Origin of the sequence: Desulfoluna spongiiphila (genome assembly GCF_900101345.1) — a bacterium.
Lineage (GTDB): Bacteria > Desulfobacterota > Desulfobacteria > Desulfobacterales > Desulfolunaceae > Desulfoluna > Desulfoluna spongiiphila.
Map to the genome: position 1 here is coordinate 14,392 of NZ_FMUX01000021.1, position 22,290 is coordinate 36,681.

The following is a 22,290-nucleotide window of genomic DNA, read 5'->3' on the forward strand; positions in this document are numbered from 1 at the left end:
GCATCATGCCCGTGGGTTGATTCTCAGCCCGAGTTCTCATGAATATTCTAACTTTGATTTTGATGGCATGGTCTCCATCATTAACCTTTTCAGAAGGTTAAATTCCGGCGTGGTATGGTGGTGAATTGCTCGTCACGTATTTCCCTGAAACCCGCCGAAGAGGCTTTAATCCGTAATCGAATGGCGATTCTTCATTTGAATCAGGATGTTAAATTGGTTAACCAGTCGATGGCGTGTTGACATGGTGATGATTATGTACTATGTCTGTGTGCATCACAAGAACCTCAGGTGTGTTTCATATTGTCTCCTCGAATCGAGTCTTTCCAGATGACATTTCGTTTTTGCCGGTTCGCCGGTTTCCGTTTTTACGGCTGATGGGAGTGTTGTACCTTCCCCTTCCGATGGCCCCCTGACATCGACACGAGTTGGAGGAAATCATGACGGAAGTGATTCAATTGCCGACAGGCCAGGCCCTGGCCGACATCATTGCTCATCATGACAAGCTCCAGGAGGAGCTTAAGGACCGAAGGGCACTGGATCGGATGCTTGCCGCGGTCTCTTCCGATTTTATGAACGTGACGGGAGAGTGGACCGGAGACGTCATCGAAAAGGCTCTGAAACGGGTGGCCCGGTTTGCAGGGGCCAAGCGTGGCATTGCCTTTATGGTGCCACGGGGCCAGGAGGAGTGCGCCCTGTTTTTTGAATGGATCTCCGAGGAAGACCCCGAGGGGAGTTTTGAACCCATCTCGCCCCAGGCATTTTCTATTTTTCTTCCCCCCATGCGCGACCAGAAACTGATTATCCTGAGCCGGAAGGAGGACATGGCCGACCTGGACTTTGAGCAGCGGCAGTTCCTGCTGAGCCATGGGTTTCGGGCTCTGGTGGGGCTCTATCTCAACAGCCGGGACGGCAAGGAAGGGGGGATTTTTCTCTTTGGAGGGCCCGGGGAGGAGTACCTGTGGCCCGAGGAGCTGATCTCGCGGTTTTTACGCACCGTGGAGGGGCTCTTCATCAGCTCCATGCGCCAGGTGGAGCTGACCATGGAGCTGAAAAAGCGGGAGGCCCTTGCCTCGGCCCTTCTCAACGCCACCACGGATTCGGCGGTGCTCATGGATACCGAAGGCAAGATCCTGGCCATTAACAGCTCTTTTGCACGGCGGTTGAAGATCAGCCAGAGCCACGCCAAGGGAAAAAGCTTCTATGATTTTTTTTCCCCTTCCCTGTCCCAGTTTCGGCGCAATCAGGTGACGTCGGTGGTCAGGGGCGGGCACCCGGTTCGCTTTGAAGACGACAACAACGGCCTGGTCCTGTCCAACGTGATCTACCCTGTGTTCGACATCCGGGGCGTGGTGGAGCAGGTGGCCTTCTACTCCCATGACATCACCCCGCTGAAGGACGCAGAGCAGAGCATCCGGACCCTCACCGGGGAGCTGGTCCTTGCCCAGGAGGGCGAGCGGCAGCGCATTGCCTATGACCTGCATGACAACGTGGCCCAGGAGCTTGCAACCTTGAAGATAAGCTGCGACACCCTGGTGGATGCCGCGCGGAAGTCACCGGAAGAGTTTGAAAAGACCGTGGGCGGATTTTCCGGGGTCCTCCAGAATTCCATCAACACCGTCCGTGAAATGGCCTATGAACTTCAGCCCCCCACCACGGGCAAGATGAGACTGGTGGACGCCATCTACAACTACTGCGATGAGTTCAGCGAGCGGTTCGGCATTTGTGTGGATTTTTACACGGCCGGGATGCACAACGTGCCCCTGGAAAAAGAGCACCAGCACCATATCCAGCGAATCATCCAGGAAGCCCTGAACAACGTGCGAAAGCACGCCCGGGCCAAGGGGGTGATCATCCGGCTGGTGGCGGCTCATCCCCATGTGATCCTTCGCATCGATGACGACGGCAGAGGGTTTGACGTTGCAAAACGCAAGGAGGAGGGGTTGAGGGAGAAGCGCATGGGGCTGAGGGGCATGGAGAACAGAGTGCGGCTGATCAAGGGCCGCGCCCGCATCGAGTCCGCCCCGGGGGAGGGCACCCGCCTCTTTTTTGAAATTCCCGCCGAACAGCTCGATGAGATGGCCGACAGCAACGACCAGTATTATCCTCTTTTTACATGAAAGGTGTGCCAGATACCGTCTTCAGCATGGTGTGCGGCCACCCGGAATCCCTGCGAGACTAGCTGCGTTTCGATCTTCCCTGCCTCGGTGGTCAACAGGCCTGAGAGGATCGCCTCGTTTTTCGAGAGAAACCCTTCCGAGACAACCAGGTGCTTCATGATGTCGTAGTGGATGTTGGCCACCACGAGATCCGCCGGTGCGTGGACTATCTCCTCGGCGCGTCCCTGGATGGACAGGATGTGGCCGGAGAGTCCATTGATGCAGGCGTTTTCATGGGTGGTGCGCACGGCTAGGTGATTCAGGTCCACGGCCAGGATTCTTTTTGCACCCAGGCGCGCCGCGCCCAGGGCCAGAAGGCCGGTTCCTGTGCCCAGGTCCTGGACGGTTTTGCCGGAGAGGGCCGGGCCCATGTCGGCCAGAAGGGAGAGGCAGCAGCTGGTGGTGGGATGGGCTCCGTTGCCGAAGACCACCCCGGCGTCGAGGAAGATCTCGTCGGGGCCGGGCCTTCCCGCAGGCGGTGAGCCTTTTCGAAAGGGCCGGATGGTAAGGGGCCCTGCGGTAAAGGGCTCGGCGTCTCCCCCCTGCCACTGGTCGTAGGTCATGTCGTAGCGGTCGATGAGGGTGAGGTGGGGAGCCTTTTGGATAAGGTATTTTACCACCTCGTCGGCGGGGCTTCCGAAAAAGAGAAAGGTGGAGGCATCCTCAACCCAGTTGCCGAGAAAGTCGGGATGATCCACGGGCGTAGCCGGATGGATCACCCCTTCGATGTAATAGATAAAAAGCGCATCCGAGGCCTTCGGGTGCGCTTTTGTTGTGTCAAAAACAGGAGGCGTCATGGGGCGGTGTCGATCTCCTTTTGGGCCTTCTTGAGTCTCTCGGTGACGCTTTCGGTGAGCCCTACAATCTCTTTAAGCAGATCGGATACGCCATCGTAGCCTCCTCCCCGGGCCCGTTCGGCCCATGTGAGGTAGTTGCCCTTGTGGGCTTCGTTGTGGTCGACCCAGTGGCCGAGCAGGGTCGTCAGCTGCTCTTTCAGGGAAAGGGGGGCGGAGTCGTTATGATGGTCGTGGTCATGGCTGTGGCTGTGATCGTGGCTGTGGTGGTGGTCGTGATGATGATCGTGATCGTGTGGCATGCAACCCTCCTGGTTTTTTATAAATGGCGGCTTCGCATAACAGACCGTTCGGTGGGAACTCCCCGTGGTTTCGCCCGGCTTGACCGGGGAAAAGGGGCGCAGGGACAAGGCCCTTGGGCAAAAACTTTTTCACACTTAAAGGAGGGTGTCAAACAAAAGCGTTAAGGGGTCCGCACGGCGTGGACAAAGCCGCAGCCGGACAGGGGGTGGGATTCTCTGGTGTAGGTCTCTTTGTTGTTGGGGTTGAAGGTAAAGGCTTCGGTGCTGGTACCCCAGGCGCCTGTTTCCAGCTCGGATGTCCAGTACCACGAGGCACCGCTGGTGGGGTAATAGGGCTTGCCGTTGTAAAGCAGGGCCAGCTCGTTGGGGGACGGAATACGCCAGTCGGTGAACCCGCCCGTGGTGAGGGCTTCCACCCAGGACTTGGCCGAAGCAAAGGGCATGCAGGCAAACCCTAAGTTTTTGGAGTCCAGGATCATCCAGGTGAGGCCGGACTGGGAGTCCGTGAAGGTGCTGTTTCTGTGGTCCACGAAGCGGTCCCCCTTGCCCTTGAGAAGGGTGCGGATCTCGGCTTCCCGGGCGCGGATGCGGGCGGCGATCTCCTGCCTGCGCTTGGCTTCGGTTTCCGCCTGCTGCCGGGCCAGGAGGCGATTTCTCTCCTCTTCGATCCGTCGGGCTTCGGCCTGCCGGGCCAAAAGGACCTGGCGGGAGGCCTTCTCTTCTTCCAAGAGGCGGCCCCGCTGGGATTCAAGGGATTGCTTCAAGGCCCGTGCATCTTTGATAAAGGCTCCGTCCGGGTAGCGTTCCATGTAAAGGGACACTTCCTGGATGCGGATGTTGATGGGCTTTTTGGGGTCGTCCGCAACGGTGCGGACCTCGTTCCACTGCCCCTGTTGCTCGGCTTTTTGGGTGAGGGAGGCGATCTCTTTTCTGACCTCCGAGGTCAGGGTGCTGTGGGGGGTGTTCTGGAGGTAGGTGATGTACATGGTCCGGGCATCGGCAAAGGAGAGGCCTGCGGCTTGCTCCCGCATCCCTTTGAACTGGACCAGGTCGATCATCTCTCCGCGCATCAGCCACACCTCGTTGAAGCGGCTGTCCTCGGGAAATTCGGCCGTAAAGGTGTCGGCAAGGGAGATGCACGGTTCCCAGTTCTCTGTTTTGTAGCAGGACGGGGCCTTGCTTTTGAGCATCAGGTAGTACTCATCGCTCACCGATGCCACGAGGTTGGTGACCTGTCGGGTGTGTTTGCCGTGGGGGTGGTCGCTGAGGTAGGCCCGGTAGAGGCCCAGGCGAGCCTGGGTGCTCTGGCCTTCGGCCCGGCGGAGTTTCTTGTAGTCCAGGTCGTCCAGTTGGGCGGGGAGGCTTTTTATCTTGACGCCAATGGCCGTGGCAAAGGGGGTGCCCCGGTTCTCCTTCAGGTGGCTTTTCAACAGGCCCACGGAGGTGCCGATAAACTCCCCGTTACGTGGGAGGGCATCGATGCGGTGGGTCAGCTCGATGAGGTCGTTGGCTTCGTTGAGGTGCTCGGTGACCTGGAGGGTAAATCGATTGATCACATGGCTGTCCAGATAGGTTTCCAGCAGTGTTTTCTGCTGCCGGAACTTTTTCATGGCGGAGAGGTCGGTGATGAGGGTGTTGAACTCTGTTTCCAGGGCATGGGCGCGGTACCAGATATAGCCACCGAAGGCACCGCCGGAGATGACGAGAAAGAGAAGAAAGACGATAAGGATCGTGCGGATGGGGCTGGAGGGCTCAGCGGTGTCCTCGTCTTCGTACTCGTAGATCCATGCCCCGTCGTTTTCGCCGTTGAGTTCCTCGTCCCGGTCCGCGTCATCGAGATCAAGGTCGATGGCGGAAGGCAGCGGTGTGGACACCGACATGGCAGGCGGTGCCGTGTCCGGGGTGGTGGGGAGATCAGGCAGGGGAGGGATCTCTGCCGGGGATTCGGTGAGGTCGGGCTTCTCCTCCATGACAAACTGCATGGCGATCTGGTCGTCCACCGTGGTTTTTTTGCGTGGGGCAGCTGCCGGGGAGGGGCCTTCGGCGGCGGCTTTGGCCGCTCTGTCGTCACGCAGCTTGAGCCCCTCCATGAGGATGGTGAGAAGGGGGGTGGTGATGTTGTGGGCCGGAGCCGGGGCGTTGTCGATGACGATGACGGTGTCGTTCCAGCAGATGATCTCGTAGACGGCATCAAGGCCGTGGAGGTCACCGGATTCCGCGGCCACGAGGTTGCCGTCGCTGAGCCAGAGGTAGCCGACGTCATCATTGGCATAGATTTTCAGCGTGCAGGACGTCTTGTCCATCTGGACAATCTGCAAAAACGAGCTGAGGGAAATTCCCTGTATCTGGCCTCCAACTTCAATCTTCATCGATTCGGTTACCACCTTATGACGCGTGAATCCCCTTGTGGCTCGGGGTGATTGAAAAAATATCCGGTTTTGCAGCGGTATCCCGGTGGGTTACGATGCAGGAATTCTGGCGTGAATTCGTCCCGGTGTATCATGGGCTCGAAATCCTGGGCTGACCGGCAGGATCTGCGGGTTGATATACTAGGAAATAAACTATCAGATCGGCATGTTGGTGTCAATCTGTCCCCCAGGATTGACGCCATGGTGAAAATAGGTTACCGGCCATGGGCAAAGATGGTGTAGACTCTTTTCTTTTGCGCCTTTTCCATGGTGTGTGGCAGAGGCGCAGGAGTGTTTTACGGGCCGCCTTCGGGGCGGCAGGCTGGCCCCAGGGGCACCCGACATCGGCGGGCCCTGTGATTACAGCTGCTTGAATTGCGGGAGTGATGAATGAACGGCAACAAACGTCTTGTGGGCATCGGCGGGCTGGTCCTGGTGGCCTTCTTCTGGGGGATGACCTTTACTGTGATCAAGGGGGCCCTGGATGATGTGTCGGTCTCCTTTTTTCTGGCTCAGCGGTTCCTGCTGGCCTTTGGCCTTTTGTTTCTGGCCCGGCCCCTGGCCAAGGCCCCGCTGACTCCCTACACCCTGGGGCGCGGGATGCTCCTGGGGGGCCTTGTGGTGGCAGGCTACGGCCTGCAGACCGTGGCGCTTATCGATACCACCGCATCCAACACCGCATTTTTGACGGGCCTCAACGTGGTATGGGTGCCCATCCTTGCCGTTCCCCTGTTCAAGCGCCGGCTGGAAGCCCCCAAGGCCGTGGGCGCGGTCCTGGCCGTGGGAGGGATCTACCTGATGTGCGGGCTCCTGGGCGGGGAGGGCATTGGCCACGTGAACCGGGGGGATCTCTACGCCCTGAGCTGCTCATTGTTTTTTGCCCTGCACATCCTCTACACCGGCCGCTATGCCGGGCGGTGCGACAGCTACTGGCTGGCCGTGGTCCAGCTTGGAACCATCGGCGTGATCTTCGGGGCAACGGCCCTTGCCAAGGGGCAGCCCCTGTTCTCCTGGAAACCGGAGATCGCCGTGGCCCTTCTCTTGTGCTCGTTTCTGGCCACCGTCCTTCCCTTCCTCATCCAGACCACGGTCCAGAAGTGGGTCTCACCGTCGGATACCGCCCTGATCTTCTGTCTGGAACCGGTCTTTGCCGCTATGTTTGCCTGGGCCCTGGCAGGGGAAGCCATGGGGCGCATGGAGTTCTGGGGGGCGGCTCTCATTCTGTTCGGGATGGTGGTGTCGGAGACGTGGAAGGTGGGGAAGGGTAAAAGGCAAAGGGTGAATTAGGGAATTAGGTAATAGGGAATAGAAATGCTCTGTCGGTGTCGGCGGGGCATTTTTTGTTTGGGGGAGGGGTGAAGGGGGAATGGCTAAGGGGAACAGATAACAGGGAAATAGAAACGCCCTGCCGGTGTGTCGGCAGGGCGTTTTTTGGTTGGAGGGGGCTGGGGTACCGCACTCCTGTGCGGCAGGCCTTTGCGAAGCTACGCATAAAATAAAACCACGATTCTAAATAATATACCGCTGTGGTTTGACCCGAGGAACGAGGGTTAAAGCGCAGCGGCATCCAGCTTTCAAGGTGGCTCATCTTGCCGCCGGAGGCAGCCACGTTAAAGATGCCTCCGGCGGCCCTGCCGGGGGCCAAACGTTTGAAAAGTTTGATTAACAGGTTAAAAAAACAGATTCAGTTTAATCTGAACCATAGGCGAATGTGATTTTCCCTGAGGAACGAAGGGGAAAGCGCATTCGCAACCTGCTTTCGAGGTGGCTCACCTCGCCGCCGGAGGCAGCGCTTTTGTCCGCTTTTTTGCGTCGTTCTTACCCTATGAGCATGGGTTGTTCCGGTTCCTTGACCTCCACGCGGTCCACCTTCTGGTAGCCACGGGGGAGCTTTTTGCCCCGCAGGCCCCTGGAGCTGATGTATTCGGCCACGTTGCCCGGTTTGAGGGTGAGGTGGCGCTTGCCGGCGTAGATGACGATGCTGCTCTCTTTCTGCAGGGTGAACAGGCGGATGAGGAGCTCTTCCCCTGCCTTGGCCTTGGCCGAGGGGATGTTGATGATCTTGTTGCCCTTGCCTTTGGGGAGCATGGGCAGGTCCCGCAAGGGGAAGATGATCATGCGCCCTTCGCTGGTGATGGCGGCCAGCAGGGTTTCGTCCAGCTCGGGGACGGAAAGGGGCGGGATGGGAAGGGCCCCTGCGGGCAGGGTGAGGAGCGCTTTGCCCGCGCGGTTTTTGCTTAGCAGGTCGGAAAACGTGGCGATGAACCCGTAGCCCGCGTTCGAGGCCAGGAGAAAATTGTCCTTGCGCCTGCCGATGAGCATGTGATGGAAGGTGGCCCCTGAGGGCGGGGTAAACCGGCCGGTCAGGGGCTCTCCGTGGCTCCGTGCCGAGGGCAGGGTATGGGACTCCAGGCTGTAGCTCCGGCCCGTGGAGTCGATGAAGGCGGCGAACTGGGAGCTCTTGCCTTCGGCGGCGCAGAGGAGCTCGTCCCCGGCTTTGTATTTGATGCGGGAGAGGTCCACGTCGTGGCCCTTGGCCGAGCGGATCCATCCGTTCTTGGAGAGGATCAGGGTCACGGGTTCCGTGGGCATGAGGTCCTTTTCGGAGAGGGCCTGGGCTTCCTGGCGTTCCACCACGGGGGAGCGGCGGTCGTCGCCGTAGGTTTTGGCGTCGGCCTTGATCTCTTTCTGGATGAGCTTGATGAGGCGCTTGCTGGAGCCCAGAACCTTTTCAAGGGCGTCTCGCTCCTTGGCAAGCTCTTCCTGCTCCCCGCGGATCTTCATCTCTTCGAGCTTGGCCAGGTGGCGCAGGCGCAGCTCAAGGATGGCCTCGGCCTGTTGCTCGGTGAGGCCGAATCGGTCCATGAGGGCCGGTTTGGGCTTGTCCTCGCTGCGGATGATGGCGATGACCTCATCGATGTTGAGGAAGGCCACCAGCAGGCCGTCTAAGATGTGCAGGCGCCTTCTCACCTTCTCCAGGCGGTGGGTGAGGCGGCGGGTCACCGTTTCTTTTCGGAACTCCAGCCACTCGGAGAGGAGCTGGACAAGCCCTTTCACCTGGGGTTTGCCCGAGGTGCCGATGACGTTCATGTTGACCCGGTAGTTGCGCTCTAAGTCCGTGGTGGCAAAGAGGTGGTCCATGAGGGCCTCTTTGTCGATGCGGTTGGACCGGGGCACCACCACGATGCGGGTGGGGGCTTCGTGGTCGGATTCGTCCCGCAGGTCCCCCACCATGGGGAGCTTTTTGGCCTGCATCTGGGCGGCGACCTGCTCGATGACCTTGGCCCCGGAGACCTGGTAGGGCAGGGCCGTGATGACAAGGTCTCCGTTTTCCTGGGACCAGACGGCCCGCATTTTTACGGAGCCGTGGCCCGTGACATAGAGCTTGCGCAGGTCGTCTGCCGGGGTGATGATCTCGGCCTCGGTGGGGAAGTCGGGACCCTTGACGTGGTCCAGGAGATCCCGGGTGTCGGCGTCGGGGTGGTCCAGGAGGTGTATGCAGGCATCGGCCACTTCCCGGAGGTTGTGGGGGGGGATGTCCGTGGACATGCCCACGGCAATGCCCGTGGTGCCGTTGAGCAGGAGGTTGGGCAGCCGGGCCGGAAGCACGGCGGGTTCATCCAGGGTGCCGTCGAAGTTGGGGATCCAGCTCACCGTGCCCTGGCCCACTTCATCCAGGAGCACCTGGGCGTAAGGGGAGAGGCGGGATTCGGTGTATCGCATGGCGGCAAAGGATTTGGGGTCGTCAGGGGCTCCCCAGTTGCCCTGGCCGTCCACCAGGGGGTAGCGGTAGGAGAAGTCCTGGGCCATGAGCACCATGGCCTCGTAGCAGGCCGAGTCCCCGTGGGGATGGAACTTGCCCAGCACGTCGCCCACGGTACGGGCCGATTTCTTGTATTTGGCCGTGGCCTTGAGGCCCAGCTCGCTCATGGCGTAGACAATGCGGCGCTGGACCGGCTTGAGCCCGTCTCCGATATGGGGCAGGGCGCGGTCGAGGATGACGTACATGGAGTACTCCAGGTACGCGTCCTCGGCAAAGTGCTTGATGGGCTGCTGCTCGCCACCCTCTTCGGTGAAATGCGTTTCGTGTTTCATTCCAAAAAATGCCTCCGGCGGGCAGGGATACATCCCCTGCGCCCCAGGTTCGTCGTTGAGGTGGTTTCACAGCCCTGGTTGCTTCCGGTGTGACAAACCACAAAAAGTATGTCGGTAACCCCTGTCCCCTCGGGGGAACTATTCAGATCTAAAAAAAGCCTCCGGCGGCAAGGTGTGCCACCTTGAACGCTGGTGACGAATGCGCTTTACCCCTCGATCACATCCGTATTTGTGTCGGGGAAAACTTAAAATATGGCGCTTAAGCGCTGTCTGTTAAACTTTTCAAAAGTTTAGCCCCCGGCAGGGCCGCCGGAGGTATGGCTGTAAGCTATACCACCAGGGTGTTGGCCTCGGCGAGGTCGCCTTTGGTCTCCAGCCAGCTGCGCCGGTCTCCGGCCCGTTTTTTGGCAAGGAGCATGTCGAACAGGGCGTCCGGGGCGTCGTCCTCGTCTCCGGTGGTGAGCTGGAGCAGCCGCCGGGTGTCTTCGGCCATGGTTGTCTCCCGGAGCTGCAGGGGGTTCATCTCCCCCAGGCCCTTGAATCGGACCACGTTGACCGTGCCGCGTTTTTTCTCCTTGGCGATGCGGTCCAGGATGCCCTGCTTTTCCGATTCGTCCAGGGCGTAGTGCACCTCTTTGCCGATGTCGATGCGGAAGAGGGGCGGCATGGCCACATAGACATGGCCCTCTTCCACCAGGGGGCGGAAGTGCTTGAGGAACAGGGCGCAGAGCAGGGTGGCGATATGCAGGCCGTCGGAGTCCGCATCGGCCAGGATGCACACCTTGCCGTAGCGAAGCTGCTTGAGGTCGTCGGAGCCGGGGTCCACGCCCAGGGCCACGGCAATGTCGTGGATCTCCTTGGAGTTCAGGACCATTTCGGCTTCCACCTCCCAGGTGTTCAAGATCTTTCCGCGCAGGGGCATGATGGCCTGGGTCTGGCGGTCCCGGGCCTGTTTGGCCGAACCGCCTGCCGAGTCCCCCTCCACCAGGAAGAGCTCCGTCCGCTTGATGTCCGTCTCCACGCAGTCGGCCAGCTTGCCGGGAAGGGCCGGGCCCTGGGTGATCTTCTTGCGCGCCACCTTTTTGCCCGCCTTCATGCGCTTCTGGGCCCTGGCAAGGGCCAGTTCGGCCAGGAACTCCCCTTCGGCCGTGTTCTGGTTGAGCCAGAGGCTGAAGGCGTCCTTGGCAATGCCGGAGACATAGGCGGCGACCTGCCGCGAGGAGAGGCGTTCTTTGGTCTGGCCCGAGAACTGGGGATCCGCCATCTTCACGGAGAGGACGTAGGCACAGTTCTCCCAGATGTCTTCAGGGGCCAGGCGCACCCCCCGGGGGAGCAGCTTGTGGATCTCGCAGAACTCGCGCAGGGCGGCCAGAAGACCGCTTCTCAGGCCGTTGACATGGGTGCCGCCCTGGGCCGTGGGGATGAGGTTTACGTAGCTCTCGGAGATTACACCGCCGCCGTCGGGGAGCCAGGTGACGGCCCAGGAGGCCGCTTCGCTGTCCCCTTCGAGTTCCCCGGCAAAGGGGGGCGAGGGGACCTGCTCCACGTCGCCCAGGCTCTCCGTCAAGTAGGCGGAAAGGCCGTCTTCGTAGTGCCACTGGTGTTTTTCTCCTCCGGGGATGTCCCGGAAGCAGACGGTGAGCCCTTTGCACAGGACCGCCTTGGCCTTTAAAATGTGGATCAGCCGTCGGACGGAGAATTTGGGCGAGTCAAAGTAGCTGGCATCGGGCCAGAAGCGGACGGTGGTGCCCGTGTTCCGTCGGCCCACCTCGCCCACCTGGGTCAGGGGCTCAACGGTATTGCCGTGCTCAAAGGCGATGGCGTATTTTTTGCCCTCCCGCCGGATTTCGACTTCCACCCGGGTGCACAGGGCGTTGACCACCGAAACCCCGACGCCGTGGAGGCCCCCGGAAAAGGTGTAGTTCTTGCCGGAAAACTTGGCACCGGCATGGAGGCGGGTCATGATGAGCTCCACACCGGTGATTCCCTCTTCGGGGTGGATGTCCACGGGCATGCCGCGGCCGTTGTCGCTCACTTCCAGGGAGCCGTCATCGAAGAGCACCACCGAGACCTTGTCGGCGTAGCCGGCGATGGCCTCGTCCACGCTGTTGTCGATGGCCTCCTGGGCCAGGTGGTTGGGGCGATCGGTGTCAGTGTACATGCCCGGTCGACGCCTGACGGGGTCGAGGCCCTTCAGGACCTCAATGGCATCCGCATCATATCGTTTTACATCCATGTCCATAGCGGTGAAACAACGCTCCTAGAAAATCCGATTCATGGTTTTTTGACTCAAGGGATAAATCCGGCAAGGGCGGCGCACGCCGCATGTGCCGTGGGGTTTATCGATGCCGGAGTGGGGACCCTCGTGAGGCAGGCCTCATAACGAAGGCAGCACAGGGGATGGCCGCCTGGGGCGCTCCGGTTTCGGTATCATAACCTTTTTTGAAGTTTTCGCAATTTTTTTGTGGGGATGGTGCGGGCAGGTACCTATCGTGAAACATAACGACGGGTTGGGTGGTGCGGGCTCTTGGGCGGAAAACACTGCAGGCTCTCTCGAACAGGTGCCGATGGGCGTCAAGAGAGCCTGAGGTCTTCTGCGGCGGTACGTGGGATGATGATGGGGAGCGTAACCGGGCGGTGTCTGCTTGTGTTCCGGGGTCTGCAAGGTGAAACTACCCGTGCGGCAACACCTCCGCGCTGTGACGGAGCACATCAACCGGGCGCGTTACGAACCGATCATGCAAGCCGTGCCAGAAAACTACTTGGCGGCTTTGATCACGTTGCCGGACTTGATGCAGTTGGTGCAGACGGTCATCTTCTTCACGGCGCCGTTTTTCATGGCACGAACGCTCTGAAGGTTGGGATTGAAACGGCGCTTGTTGACATTGTGGGCGTGGCTTACGTTGTTGCCAACCATGGGTTTTTTACCACATATTTCACACATCTTGGACATGTTGCACACTCCTTTTTTCACGTTGATGGCTTTGTAAAACGGCCGGTAGGGCCGGATATCCATTCGGCAAGACACAAGTGGTTTACCGGCTCTTTTTTACGAACCCGTCAAGGCGTCAGGTGACGTAAAAAAATAACGAGTCTGTATAAAACAAAAGTCAGGCCGTGTAAAGCCTTTTTATCGCTTCGAATCAAACAGGAAGAAGGGCCGGCGCTCTGGCGCCTGCCCTTTTTTCTTCCTGCATGGCTATGGGGGACTGGTGAAAAGAAGACGGCGGCTTATTCAGCGCCTTCGGCCTTCTCTTCGGCCAGTTTTTCCCGGGATCGGGCGGCCAGCTCCTGGGCTTCTTCGTCAAACCCGAGACCGGCGTAAGCGTCTATCACCGTCTGGAACCGGTGCAGGGCGCTCTCGTACTTTTTGTTTTTAAGATAAAAACGACCGACGTACATCTCGTGACCGGCCAGGCTTTTCAAGCAGAGTTCCCGCTTCTCTTTTGCCTTTTCCACATAGGCGCTGTCGGGGTACTGCCTGATCAGCCGCGTAAAGATGGAGATGGCCTTGATGGCCTGGGCCTGATCCCTGTCCACCGTGTCCAGCCGGTTGAAATAACAAAGGGCCTGCTGGTTGATGATGTAGTCGATGGACTCATGCCGGGGATGGAGCTTTTCAAACTCCTCGTAGGCAAGGGCGGCCTCGTCGTAAGCTTCCATGTTGAAGTGGGCTTCGGCGATGTTGTACTCCGCCTCAATGGCAAGCTTGTCGAAGGGATACCAGTCCCTGAGCTTGGTGTAAATCTTGATGGCTTCATCGTAGCGCTCTTTTTCAAACTGGACCCTGGCATCTTCAGCCAGCTCGGGGGCCAGTTTCTCTTCCTTGTTCTTGGGACCGCAGGAGACAAGGGTCAGCGCTGTCAAGGCGATGAGGGCCAGGGAGATCAAACGCTTCATGGATCAGTGCCCTTCCAGATAGTGTTCAGCCGAGGTGGCGGCAATGGCGCTGTCGCCCACTGCCGTTGCGATTTGGCGCAAGGGGGTGCTGCGGACGTCGCCGGCGGCATAGACACCGGGAATGTTGGTGGCCATGTTGGCGTCGGTTTTGATGAAGTTCCACTCATCCATCTCCAGGTCGGTGCCCAGAAAGTCGGTGTTGGGAAGGATCCCGATCCAGATAAAGCAGCCGTCTGCGGCGATCTTGGTCTCTTCCTCGGTCTTCACGTTTTTGACGGTGACGCCTTCGAGGCCGAAGAATCCTTCCATGCCGGTGACCACGGAATCCCAGACCATTTCGATCTTCTCATTGGCCAGGGCCCGTTCCTGAAGGATCTTGGCTGCCCGGAGCTGGTCACGTCGGTGAACGAGGTAGACCTTTTTGGCAAATTTGGTGAGGTAGAGGCTCTCCTGGACAGCGGTGTCGCCCCCGCCTACGGCCACAACGGTTTTTTCCTTGAAGAAGGGGCCGTCGCAGGTTCCGCAGTAGGAGACGCCCTTGCCGTGGAATTTATCTTCGCCCACGTGGAGGGTGCGGGGGGAAGCGCCGGTGGTGATGATGATGGTCTTTGCCGTGAGGACCTTGTCCCCGATGGTAACAGACTTCATCTCACCTTTGAGTTCCACCTTTTCCACTTCGCCGTATTCGAAGTGGAGGTCGAACTGGCGGGCCTGCTCCAGCATCTTGTCGGAGAGGTCGGGGCCGCTGATGCCCTCGGGGAAGCCGGGATAGTTTTCAATCCAGTCGGTGATGAGAACCTGGCCGCCCGTGGCTACTTTTTCCACCAGGACGGTGTTGAGGCGTGCGCGGGATGCGTACATGCCTGCGGTGAGTCCGGCGGGTCCGCCGCCGATGATGATCAGGTCGTAGTTGGTCTCTGCCATGTATTCCATCCAGAATCGACGGGGCGCCGGTGACGGTGCAGCCCGCTTTTTCCGCCGGGTGGCGGGAAAAGCGGGCTGCTGTTCCGTCGGGACGTGCTCCGTCCGTAAGATGCCTGCGCAAAAAAAAAAGTGGCTTACGCCCCGCGCCGGGACGCCGTGCCGGTGAAGTGTCGCGCGGTCATCGGGTAAGTCTTAGAGAAGTTTGCCGATGGTCTCTTCCAGCTTGGCCTTGGCGGTCATGCCGGTGATGGTGTCCACAATCTCACCCCCCTTGACGAAGAGCAGGGTGGGGATGGCGCGCACTTCATAGCGGCTGGGGGAGAGGGGGTTGTCGTCCACGTTGCATTTTACGAATTTTACCTTGCCGTCGTACGTGCCGGAGAGCTCTTCGATGATGGGACCGATGGCTCGACAGGGGCCGCACCAGGGGGCCCAGAAGTCCACAACAACGGGAAGGTCGGCGCTCATCACTTCAGTTTCAAACGTGTCATCTGTAATATTGAGGATACCTTCAGCCATGATCGTTTTCCTTTACTTGATATGGGTTGTTTTTCGATGATTTTCTTTGCGTTGAAATATATTTACGCTTCGCAGGCTTGTCAAGTGGCCCCCCTTGGGAATCCCGGGCCTGTGAATGCTCCGGGTTGCGGGGCGTGCCCGTGGCGTGGCCTTGCGGCGCAAAAAAACGGTGGCATCCCCGGTAGATGGGGATGAGCCGGGGCAGCGGGTGGGGCGGATGGGCCGGGCGGGGTGCCGGCGGTGTTGTCAAGGGCTCAGCTTTTTGATGGGTGCCATGGATTTTTTTGAGTATACCTTCTTTGGGGGCAATGGGAAAGCCCTGTTGCGCCGGGGGCTTGTGGCGGATGCCCCCCTTTGCGATCCGGCGGTCACCTACACGGGCAGGCCCTGGTTCCAGGAGAGGGTGTCGGTGATGATTTTTCCGATGTGGCGTTCCGGAAGGTCCACGGTGCGGGCCTCCCGGGCCATTTCGTCCCATTGTCCCTGCTCAAAGGCCTTGGCAAACCGAAGGAACGGGGCCTGGGGCCCGGTGCCCCTGGTGAGGGCCGCCACCGTGGCCGGGGAGAGGGGCAGGCGGCTCAGGACCTCTTCCATGGGGCGGTGCAAAATGGTGTCGATGAGGGAGAAAATTCCTAGGGTGAAGAGCTCCGTGGGGTCGGTGCGAAGGCTGGAACGGCCCACGGCAAGCTCGCACAGGCGCCCCCGGACGGCGGAGACGCGCAGCAGCTCTGTCGGGACGCCGGCGGAGATGTTGCCCATGGCGATGAGGCCCACCAGGCGCCTCACCTCATCCAGGCCCAGCATCCGCAAGGCCTCCCTGAGGGAGGAGACAGGGGCCTTGAGCCCGTACCACGCACTGTTCAAGTGGGAGAGGAGCTTGAAGACGATGGCCACATCCGTGACCACGAGGCGCTCCACAGCCTCCACATCCACGTCGGTCCGGTTGATCTCGGCCACCAGCCGCAGCAGGGTGAGGCTGTCCGCCGGGATCTCTTTTCCCGAGATGATCTCCGGGCGGCAGAAGAAGTAGCCCTGAAACAAGGTAAAGCCCAGCTCAGAGGCCCAGGTGAAGACCTCTTTGGACTCCACCTTTTCTGCCAGGAGGGTGATCCCCTTTTCCCGGGCGGAATGCGCCAGGGCTTCCACCTTGTGGGCCGGGGTGTCAAGGAGGTCCACCTTGATGATGTCCGCCACATCGAGAAAGGGGCTGGAAGCGGCGTCCAGTACAAAATCATCCAGGGCCACGGTGTAGCCCTTGGCGCGGGCAACGGTCAGGGCCCGGATCACCTCGGCGGTGGCGGGCACGGTCTCCAGAACTTCGATGACGGTCTGTTTCCAGGGGAAAAGGCTGGGGATTCCGGTGTTTATCAGTTTTTCCGTGAAGTTTATAAAGGCGTACTTTCCGTTTGTTAAGGTGTCGATGCCTATGGTAAAGAAGCTGCTGGAGAGGAGCTGAGACGTGGCCCTGTCCCCGTCCATCTCCTCGGGCATGGCGTTGTGCCTGCCGTTTCGAAAAAGAAGCTCATAACCGTAGACCTGCGTGTGTGTATCGAAGATCGGTTGCCGTGCAATATGGGTATCCATCTCTTACTATTACTCCCGGTTTGCCGTTGATGCCGGCCGAGCCCTGGTGTCGGTCCTGTTGGCGGTGCAAGAGTCGAAGTATATGGAAACGACGGGGGGCGGTCAAAAGAAAAAGAGTCGATCACCCCTTGAGAGAAGCGTTTTGCCACGGGTGGACGCGATAAATTCGTAAAGGAGTCGGATGAAAGGGAATTCTAAGATGAAAATCGGTGTGCTTGTTTCCGGGGGAGGGTCCAACCTCCAGGCGATTATGGATGCCGTGGCCGTTGGCGCCCTGGATGTGGAGATTGCCTGCGTGGGCTCGGACAACCCCGATGCAAAGGGTCTGGAACGAGCGGAAAAGGCGGGAATTCCCACCTTTGTTACCGATTACAGCGCCTTTTTTGCCCGCTGGAAAGAGGGGGCTGCCCTGCCGGAGGACTTCTCCCTGGAGACCGTGGCTTCCAGGCAGAGCCTGATGAAAGGCTCCGACCCCGATATCCTGAAAGCCTTTCTCGAAAAACGTGCCCTGGCCGAAGCCGCCCTCCTGGCCGCGCTGGCACCGTATAAAATTGATCTCCTGGTGCTGGCCGGGTTCATGCGGGTCCTGACGCCCTACTTTATCGATGCCCTCAACACCGATTCAAACCGTCCCCGCATCATGAATATCCATCCGGCCCTTCTCCCGGCCTTTCCCGGTACCGACGGCTACGGGGACACCTTCCGCTATGGCTGCAAGGTAGGCGGCTGCACCGTCCATTTCGTGGACTACGGCGAGGACTCCGGCCCCATCATCGGCCAGAGCTGCTTTCCCATCGAATCGTCCGACGACCTGGATGCCGTCAAGAAAAAAGGGCTTGCCGAAGAGTGGCGCCTCTTTCCCGACTGCATCGGCCTCTATGCCGAAGATCGCCTCAATGTCGTGGAACGCCAGGGCACCCGCGTGGTGGAGATTTTGCCTCCGGCGGCGAGGTGAGCCACCTCGAAAGCCTCAGGGCGCTCGTCATCAGCGGTCAAGGTTGTATCGGCGTTGTGACACATTTTGAAAAGGCCGGGGACGTTGTTTTTACGTGATCGGTGTCAGTACGGGCGAGTCTTGCCTGTGTTCTCAGGACGTATAAACCGGGCCATGGACGTTACATTATCCATGGCCCGGTTTTTTGTTTTTCGGGGGAGCTTGAGGGAGGGAGGCACGGCCTTAGTCATCGTTTCGGCCAGGACCATAAAAACCGCGAATTACCTTTGGTCACCATACTACAGGCGGACCATGTAATTCCGGGCATGGGTCCCCGGTCTCTTGACGATACGAAAGGTGGCAAGAGCCGGACAGCAAAACGGTACAACCGGCCCCTTTTCCCGGGCAGCCGGGGAAGACGAGGAGGTGCGAAGTGCATCACACTTTGTACCGTCTTTCCCGCGAAGGCGGGAACCCATGTTGGTTATGGGATACTGCCGGGCTTCACGATGCGGGTGGTGCGATAAACGGGAAGGTGGCCTTAACGATGATCAAGGCCGGAGGCACCATGATGCGTTGCGCCAATGCGGACGCAAGATTCCGGTCGTAATCCGCAACAAATGCCCTTGCGATTTGCCCTGAGGAACGAAGGGCGAAGCGCAAGGGCAGCCTGCTTTCGAGGTGGCACACCTCGCCGCCGGAGGCTTGCTTTTTTTGCTGCTTTTATCCGTGCAGGATCCGGGCCATCATGGGCAGGGCCACGGCTGTGCCGATGGTGCTGCCGAGGTTGGTGAAGACCACCACGAGGAGGACCCGGGTGACTTTGTTTCGCCAGAAGCCTTTGACGGAGAGGATGTCGTCTCCCAGGCTCTCGAAGTCCATGACCTTGGGCTTGCGCACAAAGGCTTCCACGAGGCCGGAGACCCAGCCTGCGGCTACCATGGGGTTCAGGGAGGTCAGGGGAGCGGCGAGGACGGCCGAGGCAACGGTGGCGGGGTGGCCGAAGGCGATGATGGCCCCGATGCCTGCCAGGATACCGTTGGCGGCGATCCACCAGCCCATCATGCCGGCACCGGCTTCGGCGCCGCCGCTGGAAAACCCGTAGATGATAAGGGCGGTGACCAGAAGGGGCAGGCCCCACTTCAGGGCCTTACCGGTCTTTCCCGGCGGGGGGACCTCGTCGAGTTCCGAGATGTCGATGGTGTTGTCGAAGTAGCGCAGGATTCCGGGGAGGTGCCCGGCCCCCACCACGGCCACGACCTTGTCACCTGCCGCATGGCGGATGTTGTGGGCCAGGTAGCGGTCCCTTTCGTCGATGAGGATCTCCCTTAAGGCCGGGTGGGACTTGCCCACGTCTTCCAGAACGCTTTCGAGCATGTCCTGGTTTTTGAGCTTTTCGATCTCCTCTTCCTCGATGTCGTCGGCGCTGCCCACGGAGAGGAGCATCTGAAACAGCAGGGAGACCTTCTTGAAAAAGCCCATGGAGTGCCAGGCCCGGGACAGGGTGGTCTGGACATTCCGGTCGGCAAGGACCAACTCGGCGTTGACTTCGTCGGCCTTGGCCACGGCGCGGATCATCTCCTCGCCGGGCCTGATGTCGAATTTTTCCGCCACTTTCTTCTGGAACGAAGCCAAAAGCAGGTTGGCCAGGAGCAGGAAGGATTTCTTTTCCCGGATCACCTTGATGATGTCCATGTTGCGCCAGGTGTCCGGATCGGTCATGGACTGGTAGCGCGCCTGGCAGAGCTCCACGCAGACGGTGTCCGGGGTCTCTTCCTCGATGACGCGCTCCACAAGCTCGGCGCTCTCCCGCGAGACGTGGGCGGTGCCGATGATGAGGTACTCTTTGCCGTCGCGCGTCAGGCGCTTGACCATCTCTGAGTTTTTTTCCGTTGATTCCATTATACTAAGGTATCCCTTGTGGTTCACATGTCAGTGGGGGTGCGGGTCAATCGCAGGGCGATGTGCTGCTGTCGCCTTGGGCCCACCGCTCCAAAAAGTAATCGGGGACGGGCGTGGAGCCGATCTCCCCGGGAAGGTCTGTCAACATGGTCTCGGTGACCTCCTGTTCGGTTTCGTCGCCCAGGAGCAGGGCAATGCCCAGGGCCCGTTGAAGATGCCAGGCCGCGTCCTTGGGTTGCTCCATGAGTGCCAGGCAGCGGCCCATTTCCCGAAGGTCTCCGGCCATGCGGAGCAGGGCGCCCCGCTCCTGGTCCACCTTCAGGGCGTTGGAGAATGCAGAAAAGGCCTCATCAAAACGTCCCAGATAAAGGTGGCTCTTGCCGAGGGCCACGTTCAGGGAGGCGTCGAAGGCGGGACCCGGGCTTTGTTTCTTTTGGGCAAGGGCCTGAAGCGCGGCCAGTGCCCCCTGGGCGTTCCCGGTTTCCCGCATGAGGTTGGCCCGGACAACCTGTGTCTGGGGCCAGGAGAATCCCACCTCAAGGGCGCTGCTGTCCGCCTGGTCAAGCCGGCTCTCCGCCAGAACCGAAGACCTGCTCATCAGGTGGGCGGCGGCCATGTTCGTCAGTACCCGGACTTCGCTCCGGGTGTCCTCTCTGCTTTCGTAGATCCATAATGCCTGCTCGTAGAAGACCAGGGCCTCTCCAGCCTGCCCGTTTTCCAGGTAGACGTTGCCGATGTTGTTGAAGCAGGCTGCCAGGGCGTCCTGATCGTCGGCCAGGGTGAAGTGCTCCACGGCCTTGAAGTAACTCTCCATCGCCTTCTGGGAACACCCCTGGACGGCGAGTCGGTCGCCTCCGGCCAGGGCGCGGACGCCCTTGGTGTGAAACGGGTTGGTGGGCGCAGGGGCCTTGCCGCCGGTGGCGCAGGCGGAACATCCGGCGAGGATCGCAATCGATACGAACAGCGCAAGGGGTCTCATGGGCATTGCACCTCCTGGGAGCAGCATGAACTGAGGCTGTGATTTTTGTGGTACATCACGGGTCGTTGAGTGGGGCGACCATGGGGTCGTATAAACGGCTTCCCAGGGCAACGCTCTACAAAATCATGTGTTTGGCTTGCTGCAGAGTCCATTATGCTGTACTTCTTCGGGCTCCAACACCTTGCAATACAAGGCCATCATATATACACCCATCACTTTGCCCATGTCACCAAAAAACTCCGGAGGGCTCGCCAGGGAGAGTGTCTATGGAAAAGCGGATTTGTATCGATAGAAACAATTGGACAGGGCCCGGTGTGCCGGAGATTATTCAAAACGAACGGGCTGCGGCGTATGTCCCCGCCCGGTAAGGGAAACGACAGGATGAACCGAGGCCCCGGTGTGGGCCCGCAACACATAGCCTGGACTCTTTTCGGATAACCGATTGAAGGAATATCATGGAAAAACTCGATTTTAAAGGGCTGGCATGCCCCCAGCCCGTGATCCGTACGAAGGCGTACCTTGAAGAGGCCGCCGATTGCCTTGAACTCGACGTGCTGGTGGACAACCGAGCCGCCGCCGAGAACGTGACCCGGTTCCTTGAGGGCCAGGGATTTACCACGGCCCTGGACGGAAGCGGGGACCTGTTTACGGTGTCCGGCCACCGCACCGAGGCCGGGGGCGCGCCTGTGGCACCTGAAGCCGTGGGTGCCCAGGGGTCTGTTCTGGTGATGATCACCCACGACACCATCGGAACCGGGGACCTGGTCCTGGGCTCCAAGCTCATGCTTAACTTTTTGAAGACCCTGCCGGAGATGGGGGACAGCCTCTGGCGGATCATGCTCGTCAACGAGGGGGTTAAGCTGGTCTGCCGGGACACCGAGACCCTGGCCGAGCTTTCAGCCCTTGAAAAAAGCGGCGTGAGCCTCCTGGTCTGCGGCACCTGCCTGGAACACTTCGGCCTCATGGGCGACAAGGGGGCCGGGGTTACCACCAACATGCTCGACATCGTCACCAGTCTCCAGGTGGCGGACAAGGTGATCAACATGTAATGACCCGGTGATGCGGCGTCAGTGCGATTCCTTTTTCATGGGTGCGGCCCCTGCCGCGCCCATGATTTGTTTTGACCCCGGGAAAAGGCTTCGGTATACTTTTTTGCCAGGAAGACCCCATAAGGCAACAGGATGTATGTCTGACGTTTCAACGGGTTGGCTCCGGCCGGGGCCGCCCCCTTTATACGAAGGAACCCATCATCCATGAAACGCACCCACGACGAGGCTCCCATCGATGTAGACGAGCTCATGGACATTATGGGCGGCGACCGGGCGTTGATCCGGGAGTGCCTGGTTGATTTTTCCCGTGACTATGAAGAGATGATCGGGGCCATCCGAGACGCTTCGGCAAAGGGGGACGGCGAGTCCCTGGAGAGGGCGGCCCATGCCCTGAAAGGGAGCCTCACCTACCTTGCGGCCAGACCCGCCGCCGCAGCGGCCTTTGAACTGGAGAAGTCGGGCCGGGGCCGCAAGCTCATGGAACTTGAGTCGAAACTGGCGGACCTGGAGCTGGAGTGCGGCAAGATGTGGGCCTTTCTCAAAGGCTTCATGGCGTGATGACCGGATGTTTCAGCCGGTTATCTCCACTGCGGCTTTCTGCTTTTTTTACCCTTTGGCTCGGCGGCGCCTTCCCGGGGCCTGCTTTACAAAGACGGGATGCTGTGACATAACATACCGGCGCCCCATGCCTTGGGCGAGCAGCTGTGTATTGTGGACATCACGTCAATTCCGGGGGGAAGGCAT

General features: G+C 59.8%; 17 protein-coding genes. 5 read left to right on the plus strand and 12 right to left on the minus strand.

Features of this window, described 5'->3' with window-relative positions:
• The first annotated feature begins 437 nt into the window (after window positions 1-437).
• Window positions 438-2,117 carry a PAS domain-containing sensor histidine kinase gene (locus BLQ12_RS21710; protein WP_092214066.1) on the plus strand — a complete coding sequence of 560 codons (1,680 nt, stop codon included), beginning with the start codon at window positions 438-440 and terminating at the stop codon, window positions 2,115-2,117.
• Here BLQ12_RS21710 and BLQ12_RS21715 read toward each other — a convergent pair.
• The 3 genes from BLQ12_RS21715 to BLQ12_RS21725 form a co-directional block, all read right to left on the minus strand.
• Entirely contained in the window at window positions 2,099-2,953 is an 855-nt protein-coding gene (locus tag BLQ12_RS21715; protein ID WP_092214068.1) for a 50S ribosomal protein L11 methyltransferase, read from the minus strand. The two genes, BLQ12_RS21710 and BLQ12_RS21715, sit on opposite strands and share 19 nt — an antisense overlap.
• The gene (locus tag BLQ12_RS21720; RefSeq protein WP_092214069.1) at window positions 2,950-3,252 is read right to left on the minus strand and encodes a DUF8180 domain-containing protein; all 303 of its coding nucleotides are present in this window, start codon (window positions 3,250-3,252) and stop codon (window positions 2,950-2,952) included. The genes BLQ12_RS21715 and BLQ12_RS21720 overlap by 4 nt, the downstream gene beginning before the upstream one ends.
• A gap of 161 nt (window positions 3,253-3,413) precedes the next feature.
• Window positions 3,414-5,621, minus strand: coding sequence for a DUF4388 domain-containing protein (locus tag BLQ12_RS21725; protein WP_092214072.1), 2,208 nt, complete (start codon window positions 5,619-5,621; stop codon window positions 3,414-3,416).
• 429 nt (window positions 5,622-6,050) lie between these two features.
• On the opposite strand from BLQ12_RS21725, the gene BLQ12_RS21730 reads away from it, so the two are divergent.
• Window positions 6,051-6,947 carry a DMT family transporter gene (locus BLQ12_RS21730; protein ID WP_092214074.1) on the plus strand — a complete coding sequence of 299 codons (897 nt, stop codon included), beginning with the start codon at window positions 6,051-6,053 and terminating at the stop codon, window positions 6,945-6,947.
• A gap of 531 nt (window positions 6,948-7,478) precedes the next feature.
• Here BLQ12_RS21730 and parC read toward each other — a convergent pair.
• The 7 genes from parC to BLQ12_RS21765 all read right to left on the minus strand — a co-directional run bounded on the left by parC (window position 7,479) and on the right by BLQ12_RS21765 (window position 16,682).
• Window positions 7,479-9,755, minus strand: coding sequence for a DNA topoisomerase IV subunit A (gene parC / locus BLQ12_RS21735; protein ID WP_092214077.1), 2,277 nt, complete (start codon window positions 9,753-9,755; stop codon window positions 7,479-7,481).
• A 328-nt stretch (window positions 9,756-10,083) separates the two neighbouring features.
• The gene (gene parE / locus BLQ12_RS21740) at window positions 10,084-11,997 is read right to left on the minus strand and encodes a DNA topoisomerase IV subunit B (protein WP_302846799.1); all 1,914 of its coding nucleotides are present in this window, start codon (window positions 11,995-11,997) and stop codon (window positions 10,084-10,086) included.
• A 516-nt stretch (window positions 11,998-12,513) separates the two neighbouring features.
• Window positions 12,514-12,708: a 50S ribosomal protein L28 gene (gene rpmB, locus BLQ12_RS21745; protein WP_092214253.1), complete on the minus strand. Its 195-nt coding sequence runs from the start codon at window positions 12,706-12,708 to the stop codon at window positions 12,514-12,516.
• A 278-nt stretch (window positions 12,709-12,986) separates the two neighbouring features.
• Window positions 12,987-13,655 (minus strand): outer membrane protein assembly factor BamD, encoded by a 669-nt coding sequence (locus tag BLQ12_RS21750; RefSeq protein ID WP_092214079.1) that lies wholly within the window; start codon window positions 13,653-13,655, stop codon window positions 12,987-12,989.
• Between the two features lie 3 nt (window positions 13,656-13,658).
• The gene (trxB, locus tag BLQ12_RS21755; RefSeq protein ID WP_092214081.1) at window positions 13,659-14,579 is read right to left on the minus strand and encodes a thioredoxin-disulfide reductase; all 921 of its coding nucleotides are present in this window, start codon (window positions 14,577-14,579) and stop codon (window positions 13,659-13,661) included.
• 192 nt (window positions 14,580-14,771) lie between these two features.
• On the minus strand, window positions 14,772-15,098 hold the full coding sequence (gene trxA / locus BLQ12_RS21760; RefSeq protein ID WP_092214083.1) for a thioredoxin: 327 nt from the start codon (window positions 15,096-15,098) through the stop codon (window positions 14,772-14,774).
• A gap of 372 nt (window positions 15,099-15,470) precedes the next feature.
• Complete coding sequence (locus BLQ12_RS21765) at window positions 15,471-16,682, minus strand: EAL and HDOD domain-containing protein (protein WP_092214085.1); 1,212 nt, start codon at window positions 16,680-16,682, stop codon at window positions 15,471-15,473.
• 199 nt (window positions 16,683-16,881) lie between these two features.
• Between BLQ12_RS21765 and purN the strand changes: the two genes are divergently transcribed.
• Window positions 16,882-17,637 (plus strand): phosphoribosylglycinamide formyltransferase, encoded by a 756-nt coding sequence (purN, locus tag BLQ12_RS21770; RefSeq protein ID WP_254782095.1) that lies wholly within the window; start codon window positions 16,882-16,884, stop codon window positions 17,635-17,637.
• A 702-nt stretch (window positions 17,638-18,339) separates the two neighbouring features.
• Here purN and BLQ12_RS21775 read toward each other — a convergent pair.
• Both BLQ12_RS21775 and BLQ12_RS21780 read right to left on the minus strand, forming a co-directional pair.
• Window positions 18,340-19,518, minus strand: a complete 1,179-nt coding sequence (locus BLQ12_RS21775; protein WP_092214089.1) for a TraB/GumN family protein — start codon at window positions 19,516-19,518, stop codon at window positions 18,340-18,342.
• Between the two features lie 46 nt (window positions 19,519-19,564).
• Window positions 19,565-20,503, minus strand: coding sequence for a tetratricopeptide repeat protein (locus BLQ12_RS21780; protein WP_092214091.1), 939 nt, complete (start codon window positions 20,501-20,503; stop codon window positions 19,565-19,567).
• A gap of 449 nt (window positions 20,504-20,952) precedes the next feature.
• Here BLQ12_RS21780 and yedF point away from each other — a divergent pair, with 449 nt between their 5' ends.
• Together yedF and BLQ12_RS21790 are read left to right on the plus strand one after the other, a co-directional pair.
• Entirely contained in the window at window positions 20,953-21,546 is a 594-nt protein-coding gene (gene yedF / locus BLQ12_RS21785; protein WP_092214093.1) for a sulfurtransferase-like selenium metabolism protein YedF, read from the plus strand.
• A 204-nt stretch (window positions 21,547-21,750) separates the two neighbouring features.
• Window positions 21,751-22,104 carry an Hpt domain-containing protein gene (locus BLQ12_RS21790; RefSeq protein WP_092214094.1) on the plus strand — a complete coding sequence of 118 codons (354 nt, stop codon included), beginning with the start codon at window positions 21,751-21,753 and terminating at the stop codon, window positions 22,102-22,104.
• The last annotated feature ends 186 nt before the right edge of the window (window positions 22,105-22,290 follow it).

Excerpts from the sequence above, each read along its gene's own strand:
- BLQ12_RS21710 (WP_092214066.1), top strand. The coding sequence starts at position 438 with ATGACGGAAGTGATTCAATTGCCGACAGGCCAGGCCCTGGCCGACATC.
- BLQ12_RS21715 (WP_092214068.1), bottom strand. The coding sequence starts at position 2,953 with ATGACGCCTCCTGTTTTTGACACAACAAAAGCGCACCCGAAGGCCTCG.
- BLQ12_RS21720 (WP_092214069.1), bottom strand. The coding sequence starts at position 3,252 with ATGCCACACGATCACGATCATCATCACGACCACCACCACAGCCACGAT.
- BLQ12_RS21725 (WP_092214072.1), bottom strand. The coding sequence starts at position 5,621 with ATGAAGATTGAAGTTGGAGGCCAGATACAGGGAATTTCCCTCAGCTCG.
- BLQ12_RS21730 (WP_092214074.1), top strand. The coding sequence starts at position 6,051 with ATGAACGGCAACAAACGTCTTGTGGGCATCGGCGGGCTGGTCCTGGTG.
- parC (WP_092214077.1), bottom strand. The coding sequence starts at position 9,755 with ATGAAACACGAAACGCATTTCACCGAAGAGGGTGGCGAGCAGCAGCCC.
- parE (WP_302846799.1), bottom strand. The coding sequence starts at position 11,997 with ATGGACATGGATGTAAAACGATATGATGCGGATGCCATTGAGGTCCTG.
- rpmB (WP_092214253.1), bottom strand. The coding sequence starts at position 12,708 with ATGTCCAAGATGTGTGAAATATGTGGTAAAAAACCCATGGTTGGCAAC.
- BLQ12_RS21750 (WP_092214079.1), bottom strand. The coding sequence starts at position 13,655 with ATGAAGCGTTTGATCTCCCTGGCCCTCATCGCCTTGACAGCGCTGACC.
- trxB (WP_092214081.1), bottom strand. The coding sequence starts at position 14,579 with ATGGCAGAGACCAACTACGACCTGATCATCATCGGCGGCGGACCCGCC.
- trxA (WP_092214083.1), bottom strand. The coding sequence starts at position 15,098 with ATGGCTGAAGGTATCCTCAATATTACAGATGACACGTTTGAAACTGAA.
- BLQ12_RS21765 (WP_092214085.1), bottom strand. The coding sequence starts at position 16,682 with ATGGATACCCATATTGCACGGCAACCGATCTTCGATACACACACGCAG.
- purN (WP_254782095.1), top strand. The coding sequence starts at position 16,882 with ATGAAAATCGGTGTGCTTGTTTCCGGGGGAGGGTCCAACCTCCAGGCG.
- BLQ12_RS21775 (WP_092214089.1), bottom strand. The coding sequence starts at position 19,518 with ATGGAATCAACGGAAAAAAACTCAGAGATGGTCAAGCGCCTGACGCGC.
- BLQ12_RS21780 (WP_092214091.1), bottom strand. The coding sequence starts at position 20,503 with ATGCCCATGAGACCCCTTGCGCTGTTCGTATCGATTGCGATCCTCGCC.
- yedF (WP_092214093.1), top strand. The coding sequence starts at position 20,953 with ATGGAAAAACTCGATTTTAAAGGGCTGGCATGCCCCCAGCCCGTGATC.
- BLQ12_RS21790 (WP_092214094.1), top strand. The coding sequence starts at position 21,751 with ATGAAACGCACCCACGACGAGGCTCCCATCGATGTAGACGAGCTCATG.